A 7984-nucleotide genomic window follows, 5' to 3' on the forward strand; every position below is an offset into this window, starting at 1 on the left:
ATTATTCGCGTTTGGATGTAGCTTTGGTTTATAGGGTGTTGCAGAACCAGGTGAAGGCAGAAGTTGGTCTTTCGCTGCTTAATGTACTTAACCACTATAACGTGAAATACACCAGTTTTGAGCAGATTCCCCTTGATCAGCTTTACACTGCCTACATTGATGCTGAAGCTGTGACATTTACTCCGCTGGTGTTTTTTAAAATGGAGTTTTAGTTAAAACAGAAACCCCCGGAAAAAGGCAGCTGTTAAAAGCGTTCCATTGCCGGGGGAAATTAATATTCCGGAGCAAAGTGTTGTCTCCTCTATAGTTTAAAGAACTCAATTAGTTCATCCAGCGCTTTGGATTGTGCGTTGAGCTGCAATGCACTCGATGCCAGCTCTTCAGATGAGGCAGCGTTTTCCTGGCTTGATTCATTCAATTCCTGTAGCGCATTATTGATCTGCTGAACTCCGATATTTTGTTCTTTGCTGGCTCCGTTAATCTCCTGAACCAGATTGTGGGTGTTGGTTATTTCTGGTACCAGAATCTGTATGATTCCTGCCGATTCTTCCGAAACACTGTACGTGGATCTGGATAATTGTGCGATTTCGTCGGCAGCGCTTTTACTGCGCTCAGCCAATTTTCTAACTTCAGCTGCTACTACTGCAAAACCTCTACCTGCTTCTCCAGCCCGAGCCGATTCTACTGCTGCATTCAAAGCCAAAATGTTGGTTTGGAAGGCAATGTCGTTGATAATGGTAATTTTTTCTGCGATTTCCTGAATTGCCCTTATGCTCTCTTTTCCCGATTTCTCCATCTTTTTCATGCTTTGCGTAGCTTCGAGGGCGATTGCTGTGGCTTTTCCTGAATTTTCCGCATTCTGGAAAATATTGGAAGACATTTCTTCCAGCGAAGCTGATACCTCCTCTGAAGCACTTGCTTGTTCCTGAGCGATTTGCGAGAGCGCCTGTGAGCTTTCACTTATTTGGGTGCTTGCCGAATTAATGTCCTGAGAGGCTCTGGAAATATTTTGAATGATTTCTTTTAATTTATCTGCCATGCTTTTCATGGAGGTTGCCAGAACACCTACTTCATCATTACTCTGAATGGAAATTTCTTCTTTCAAATTTCCGCGGGCGATTTCTCCTGCGGATCGGGTTAGATTCACAATCGGATTGGATATTCGTTTTCCAAGAATCCAGGCAACTCCAACACTCAAAACAATTAGAAGTGCAATTATTCCCATTATGGTTAACAGTAGTTGTTTGGTGTGTGCTCTGTTTTCGTTTGCAATCTGGTTGACAATAGTGTCAATGTCGTCGATGTAATTCCCGGTGCCAATTATCCAGTCGAATGGTTCTACAAAAACACTGTAACTTCGTTTGGGCAGAGGTTCGTTACCTCCTTTTTTCGAGAACCAGTAATCTGTAAAGCCACCCCCCTGGATTCCGGCTTCAATGATGTTCTTAATCAGATAATTCCCTTTTTCATCCTGCAGTTCATATCGATTAGTGCCTTCTGTTTCGCTTCCAAGTAACACTACATTTTGGCCGTTCCGTGTGTCTGCCCAAAAGTATCCTTCATCTCCATATCTTAAATTGCGCAGAAGTTCCTGTGCAAGAATCTGCTTTTGCTCCGATGAAATTATCTGGGTTTTATAAAGTTCATCAATTTTCAGAAGCATGCTTTGAGCCGTTTCTACCTCGTACTTAATAAGCTGATCGAAGTTTTGATCGAGCATTGTTTCAATCTGTTCCAAATCAGTTTCCTGTTTTTGGTTCAGCAAATAGGTTGTCACAATACCAATGGCAACCCCAATTATCAAAGCGACGGTAAGGGCAAGCGTGATAATTTTGAAAGAAATTTTTTTCATTTTTTTGCATGAATGTGTTTGAAAAACGAATTGATGAATTTGGGGGAGGTTTAACTGGGAGAGGTTTAAACGGACTTGGAGACCAAGATTCTAGCAATACGTAAAATCTGGAGGAGAGATGCACTATAAACAAAAAAAATAGTTAATATATATAGAAATTTTTGTTGTGTTCCATTTAACAATAGTCCGTCAAAATAAAGCTTAAACGCAAAGACGCAATGACGCAAGGCTTTTATTATGAGTGAGTTGTGTTTGTTTGCCTGGTTTTGTAATGGATTAATTATCAACTGCTTGTAAAAGCTTGACGGAGTATTGATTTAAGTGAGAAGACAAAGTGGTATTGACTTTCTCCTAAAAAAGGGCTTAGCTTTAATTATGTAAACAATAAATGGCCCTTTCTTATGAGAATAACTATTGCTTACAATCTTCGTGGCGATAACTCCGAAGCCACGGCCGAACTGATTTCGGCCGAAGATATTGACCGAATCTATAAAACCATCACCAGCTTGCAACACACGGTGTCCGTTGTAGAAGTGTCGGGCAAACCCAATGAGGTTATCGAACGGCTTTTGGACAGTGAACCGGAACTGATTTTCAACCTGGCCGAGGGAACTATTGGTAGTTCCCGGGAAGCTTTCTATCCCGGACTTTACGAGCAGATGGGGGTTCCTTTTACCGGAGGGAATGCTTCATTGTTGCATCTGAATCTGGATAAACATCTGGCAAAGACAGTTTTGGCGGCCAGAGGGATAAGGGTTCCGCAAGGGGTATTGCTGACTCCTAAGGATCAGGTTCTTCCTGATGGTTTGCATTATCCGCTTATCATTAAGCCCAACTCCGAAGGCTCAAGTATCGGAATTTCTCAGGATTCGGTGGTGGAGTCTTCTGATGCAGCCCGAATCCGCATCACTGAGATGCTTAATTTTTATCCTGCCGGTTTGGTGGTGGAGGAGTTTATTACCGGACGAGAATTGAGTGTGCCTTTTTTGGAAAATTACCCGGGTAAGATTCTTGACATTGTTGAACATACCTTCGATTTGGATAAGACCGGAGGGAAATATAACATATATGACTATGGATTGAAGCAGGGCACTTCAGTTGCCGATTCGGTACATGTTATATGTCCGGCCCGGATTAATGCCCAGGAGGAGAAGTCTGTTTTGGAAATGGCCCGTCAGGTGTTTGATATCATGACCTGTCCCGACCTGGGGCGGGTAGATATTCGGTTGCATACCAACGGGGAACCCTATTTTATTGAGCTCAACCCACTGCCCAGTTTACATCCGGATGCTTCGATGATGGTGGCCGCAAAAATTCGCGGATTGGAGTTCAGGGAGGTTATCCGATTGATTATCCGCTCAGCAGCCCGACGCTATGGGCTGGCCCTGCGACTACCCCGAAAAAGTGTGAAAGGCGATTACCGGTCGGGCGAACAGCGTGCTACTGCCCGTGAACTGGGGATACAGGTCGGGCGATTGCAACCGGGGATACAAAATTCTATTACTGATGTTAAAGGGGTGCGTGTAGGGCATTTTACCCGGATTGAAGACAATGTTCCGGTTCCGGGTCAGGCGGAAACAACCAGTGTGCGCATGGGGGTAACGGCAATTTTACCTGCCGGACATGCTTATACCAACCGCCTGGTTGCGGGTGGCTTCATCCTCAATGGCGTGGGAGAAATGGCCGGATTGACTCAGGTCATAGAAACCGGTTGGTTGGAGACACCCATTATGCTTACCAATTCTCATTCTGTTGGACGGGTTCATGCCGGTGTTATCAATCAAATGATAAAAAAGTATCCACGACTTGGCACTGATACCGATGTGGTATTGCCCGTTGTTGGCGAAGCTGATGATTCCTTTCTGAATGATGTAAGGGTGGGAAGTTGTAGTTCGCAGGATGCTTCAAAAGCTATGGAGGCAGCTACAGATAAAGGTGTACTCCAGGGCTCTGTAGGTGCTGGCGTCGGAATGACCAGCTTTGACTTTGCGGGGGGTATTGGCACCTCTTCCAGGATTATTGATATGCTCGAAGGGGGCGGGTTTACTGTGGGAGTGTTGGTGCTTTCCAATTTTGGCAAGATGCGGAATCTTACTATTGATGGTGCGGTGGTGGGAAAACAACTGGACAAAGAATTCGACTATGCCGGGCGTCGGGAAATGTCTGAAGGTTCTGTTATTGTGGTAGTGGCCACCGATGTGCCTTTGATTAGTAGTCAGCTGAATCGTCTGTCCAGGCGTGCCGCCCTGGGCCTGGGACGAACCGGAAGTTATGCCGCTTCTACCAGCGGGGAAATTATTGTGGCCTTCAGCACGGGAAACCGAAAACCAAGACCATCTCCTTCAAGCAGTAATTTTATTACATTAAAGTGTATTTCTGATTATCACATCAATCTGGTATATGAAGCAGTGGTAGAAGCCACTGAAGAAGCAGTGCTCAATGCCATTTTTTGCTCGGGAGGGATGAGTGGTCGGCTGCAGCGCTGGTGCCCCGCTATTCCGCACGACCGGGTGCTGGAGATTTTGCGAAAAGGGAATGGATGAACCGGCCGTACAAAAAGGTATGAATTTCGAATTTTGTTATCGGTCTGAGAGGTTTCCTCAATTAAATTTTGGGACATAGGGCATTAAAACAAGTTGAGATGCTCAACAATGGAATTCCTCAGGATTGGTTGTTCTCTGAACAGGTTTGGCGGATTCCAATCCGCCGTTGGGAACATGATGGCGGATCGGAATCCGCCAAACCTAATCTTGTCATTGGAAACGTAGTGAAGAGTCTATTGGTGTTTTATATTCAGGACTTCAGGCCTTTGAATGAATTTTAAACTGATTTTTATGGAGCATCTGTTCAACTCTTTTGTATTCTTTATATTTACCTAAGATTTTGCTTTCTGCCTTACAACTTAATCTCCGTCTCAATGATCGTCATCGAAAAATACAACGACAGTCTTCACAATCCCTATTGGAAATTTCAGCTGGGACCAGATGCTTATGAAATAAAAGATACACCATTGCGGGTCGAAGCCATCAAAAAGGTCCTTCGGCATGATGAACGGTTTCGGTTTGTAACGGCCAAAACATTTCCGGAACGGTACATCGCCAAAATTCATCCGTACCACGATTACATCAAAAATACGGCAGCGTCGATGAAGGAAGGAGAAGAATTTTATCCCGATTTATTCCCGGGAGAAGGAGCTCATTTGCCCAGAATTGTGGATTCTCCTTTGTGGGGAGGCATCTGGTGTACCGATGCTGTGACGCCCATCACTCAAAAAACCTATGATGTAGTCAGAGCTTCGGCAGATTCTGCACTGACGGGTGCAGAAATATTGCGCGACCAAAAGGAAACCAGAGTTTATGCATTATGCCGGCCATCAGGACATCATGCCGGACCACGGGTGTTTGGGGGGTATTGTTACTTCAACAATGTGGCCACGGCAGCCGAATATTTATTGCCATCCGGTACGGTGGCTATTGTTGACCTGGATTTTCATCACGGAAACGGGACTCAGGAATTTTTTCAGGAAGTGAAATCGGTGTTTACTGCCTCGGTGCATTGCGACCCTTCCATTGAATATCCTTATTTTTGGGGTTATGCTGATGAAAAAGGCAAAGGGCAGGCCATAGGAACCAATCACAATGAGCCGCTGCCTAAAAAAACTGAATTGCCTGAGTATCTTGAAGCGGTGAAGCGAATTGTTTATAAAATAGAGGCATTTAATCCGGGGTATCTTATTATTGCTGCCGGGTTCGATACACACGAAGACGATCCCATCGGAGGTTTTAATCTGCATACCGATGATTATTTTGAGATAGGTAAAGCGTTTAGCTTGCTCAATATTCCAACATTAATCTGTCAGGAGGGCGGATACAACACAGAAACTGTTGGGCAATGTGTGAAGAATTTTTTACTGGCCTTTGAGGAGAAGTAAAAATTTAAAATAAAATACAGCATTTCAAAATTATATGAAGTAACATCTAATATCTAAAAACACTAAAGTTCTTTTGATAATATGTACCATCTTTCTTTTACAGCCAAAAGAATCTTGTTATCTCTGCTCTTTGTGGGACTGGTTTCATGTGACATGGCAGGTCAACCTGCCATTTTTGATTCAGAGAATGCCAATCCTGAGGAGGTTGGGAGAAAAATCATAAAACAACTGCTTGAGCGGGATGAAATAATGATGTATGAAACCGACTTTCTGAATACTGTGCATTATGCTGAAGCCATCACGGCAATGGGTGCGATTAAGCTGGCCGGCTTTTTGACTGATTCTGCTTTTGTTGAAGGGCTAAAAGGGCGATACGAGGGAATTTTGGCCAATTTTGACACATTGCCTGCCAATCATGTGGATGCCAATGTTATTGGAGTGCTGCCTCTTCAGTTTTATCATTGGAGTAAAAACCCTAAATATAAACGAATGGGGCTCCAAATGGCCGACAAACAGTGGGAAAATCCTTTGCCTGGAGGTTTGTCCAACCAGGTTCGTTATTGGATAGACGATATGTATATGATTGGCATTTTGCAGATTGAAGCGTTTAAGGCGACAGGAGATTCCCGTTACATTGACCGGGTGGCACTGACCATGAATGATTATTTGAACAAACTTCAACAACCCAACGGTCTTTTCTTTCATGGACCGCAGGCTCCCTTTTTCTGGAGCCGCGGAAACGGTTGGATGGCGGTGGCGATGGCAGAACTGTTGTCGGTTCTACCCCGCAATCATCCATCTTTTAATTTCATATCAGAAAGTTATTTAATAATGATGAATTCGTTGGTTCATTATCAGGTTGATTCAGGTTTGTGGCGTCAGTTGATTGATTATGAGGATGCCTGGGAGGAGTCTTCCGGAAGTGCTATGTTTGCTTATGCTATAAAACTTGGCGTGGACCATGAGATTATTTTAGGTGATAAATATGAGGATGCCTGGGAGAAAGCCTGGTTGGCTCTTGCCAATCGGGTTGATGATAAAGGAAAGCTTTCGGGTGTTTGTGTTGGAACCGGGCAAAGTAAGGATCCTCAGTATTACCTTGACCGACCTTCTGTTTCTGGAGATCTCCACGGACAAGCACCAATGCTTTGGCTGAGTTTTAGTATATTGGAGTCATTTGAAAATTAAAGAAAGACAACACGGATGTTGAAAAAAATTACTGAATACCTTTCCTGGCGAAATGCCCTGTCGATTGCGGGGGGGCTGTTGATTATTGGCTCTGTTGTGTTTACTCTTGTTAAGATTCTCGCGCCACCGTCAGGGAGCCCTGTCATGATTGCTGATATCAGCACGGCTGATTCGATTGTAATCCATTCCGATAGTTTGGTGAAACCGGTTCTTTATTTAAAAGTCCCTGATTTATCGGAACTTAGCGTTAAGGAGCGCAAAAAGAAATTTATTCATCTGATGTTGCCAGCGATACTTTTGGCTCAGGAAAAAATTTCTACCGAGCGTTTGCAGATTGAACGTATTGTTAACAAAAGGGAGGAGAAAGGGCTTTCAGCAGAAGATAGTATCATTTTGAACAATTACTTTGAGAAGTTCAAAGCCAAAAATGTGAACGACCTACTCAACAGATTGCAAACTCATCCTGTCAGTATTGTCCTTGCCCAGGCTGCTATTGAAAGTGGATGGGGCAGCTCCCGGTTTTTCAAAGAAGCCAACAATGCTTTTGGGATTTGGTCGTACAACACCAATGAAAAGCGCATTGTGGCGGGTGAATCGAGAGGGGAGGACACTGTTTTTTTAAGGAGTTATGATACACTTTTCGATTCGGTTTACGATTATTTGCTGGTTATTGCCAGAGGAAGTGTTTACAAAGATTTTCGTAAAACAAGGATGAAATCTCAGAATCCTTATCGGTTGATTTGGTTTTTAAGTAATTATTCGGAAAAACGCCTGGGGTACGTGGTTTCTTTACGGACTATCATTGAATTCAATGACTTTTCACAATACGATCATTATCAACTGGAAGAAATTGATAAGAATGATGAAAACTGGAAAAATTTACTGGCTTCGTAAAATCAGGATATTCCTTTTCCTGCCATTTTTTGCTGCATGCGTGGGAAACACTTCAGGCAACACTTCAGCCGATAATCCCGGGGAGCCCCTTTGGCAACAGTTAAATACAGATTAGATCG

The 7984-nt window shown here is 43.7% G+C and carries 6 protein-coding genes and 1 pseudogene; 6 read left to right on the top strand and 1 reads right to left on the bottom strand.

What is annotated here, in order from left to right:
* Positions 1 to 212, top strand: a pseudogene (locus QZZ43_RS04720) (TonB-dependent receptor); the annotation flags it as partial.
* A gap of 89 nt (positions 213 to 301) precedes the next feature.
* Here the strand turns inward: QZZ43_RS04720 and QZZ43_RS04725 are convergent.
* Positions 302 to 1852 carry a methyl-accepting chemotaxis protein gene (locus QZZ43_RS04725; RefSeq protein WP_291856753.1) on the bottom strand — a complete coding sequence of 517 codons (1551 nt, stop codon included), beginning with the start codon at positions 1850 to 1852 and terminating at the stop codon, positions 302 to 304.
* 401 nt (positions 1853 to 2253) lie between these two features.
* On the opposite strand from QZZ43_RS04725, the gene QZZ43_RS04730 reads away from it, so the two are divergent.
* From QZZ43_RS04730 to QZZ43_RS04750, 5 genes are all read left to right on the top strand, one after another.
* Positions 2254 to 4395 carry a P1 family peptidase gene (locus QZZ43_RS04730; protein WP_291856755.1) on the top strand — a complete coding sequence of 714 codons (2142 nt, stop codon included), beginning with the start codon at positions 2254 to 2256 and terminating at the stop codon, positions 4393 to 4395.
* Between the two features lie 98 nt (positions 4396 to 4493).
* Positions 4494 to 4676, top strand: a complete 183-nt coding sequence (locus tag QZZ43_RS04735) for a hypothetical protein (protein ID WP_291856756.1) — start codon at positions 4494 to 4496, stop codon at positions 4674 to 4676.
* Between the two features lie 93 nt (positions 4677 to 4769).
* Positions 4770 to 5783 carry a histone deacetylase family protein gene (locus QZZ43_RS04740; protein WP_291856758.1) on the top strand — a complete coding sequence of 338 codons (1014 nt, stop codon included), beginning with the start codon at positions 4770 to 4772 and terminating at the stop codon, positions 5781 to 5783.
* An 81-nt stretch (positions 5784 to 5864) separates the two neighbouring features.
* Positions 5865 to 6971, top strand: coding sequence for a glycoside hydrolase family 88 protein (locus QZZ43_RS04745; protein ID WP_291856760.1), 1107 nt, complete (start codon positions 5865 to 5867; stop codon positions 6969 to 6971).
* Positions 6972 to 6986: 15 nt separating this feature from the next.
* Positions 6987 to 7865 (top strand): glucosaminidase domain-containing protein, encoded by an 879-nt coding sequence (locus tag QZZ43_RS04750; protein ID WP_291856762.1) that lies wholly within the window; start codon positions 6987 to 6989, stop codon positions 7863 to 7865.
* The last annotated feature ends 119 nt before the right edge of the window (positions 7866 to 7984 follow it).

This window comes from Marinilabilia sp. (genome assembly GCF_016278715.1).
Taxonomy (GTDB): Bacteria; Bacteroidota; Bacteroidia; order Bacteroidales; family Marinilabiliaceae; genus Marinilabilia.

Coding starts and splice junctions, on each gene's coding strand:
- QZZ43_RS04725 (WP_291856753.1), bottom strand. CDS start 1,852: ATGAAAAAAATTTCTTTCAAAATTATCACGCTTGCCCTTACCGTCGCT.
- QZZ43_RS04730 (WP_291856755.1), top strand. CDS start 2,254: ATGAGAATAACTATTGCTTACAATCTTCGTGGCGATAACTCCGAAGCC.
- QZZ43_RS04735 (WP_291856756.1), top strand. CDS start 4,494: ATGCTCAACAATGGAATTCCTCAGGATTGGTTGTTCTCTGAACAGGTT.
- QZZ43_RS04740 (WP_291856758.1), top strand. CDS start 4,770: ATGATCGTCATCGAAAAATACAACGACAGTCTTCACAATCCCTATTGG.
- QZZ43_RS04745 (WP_291856760.1), top strand. CDS start 5,865: ATGTACCATCTTTCTTTTACAGCCAAAAGAATCTTGTTATCTCTGCTC.
- QZZ43_RS04750 (WP_291856762.1), top strand. CDS start 6,987: ATGTTGAAAAAAATTACTGAATACCTTTCCTGGCGAAATGCCCTGTCG.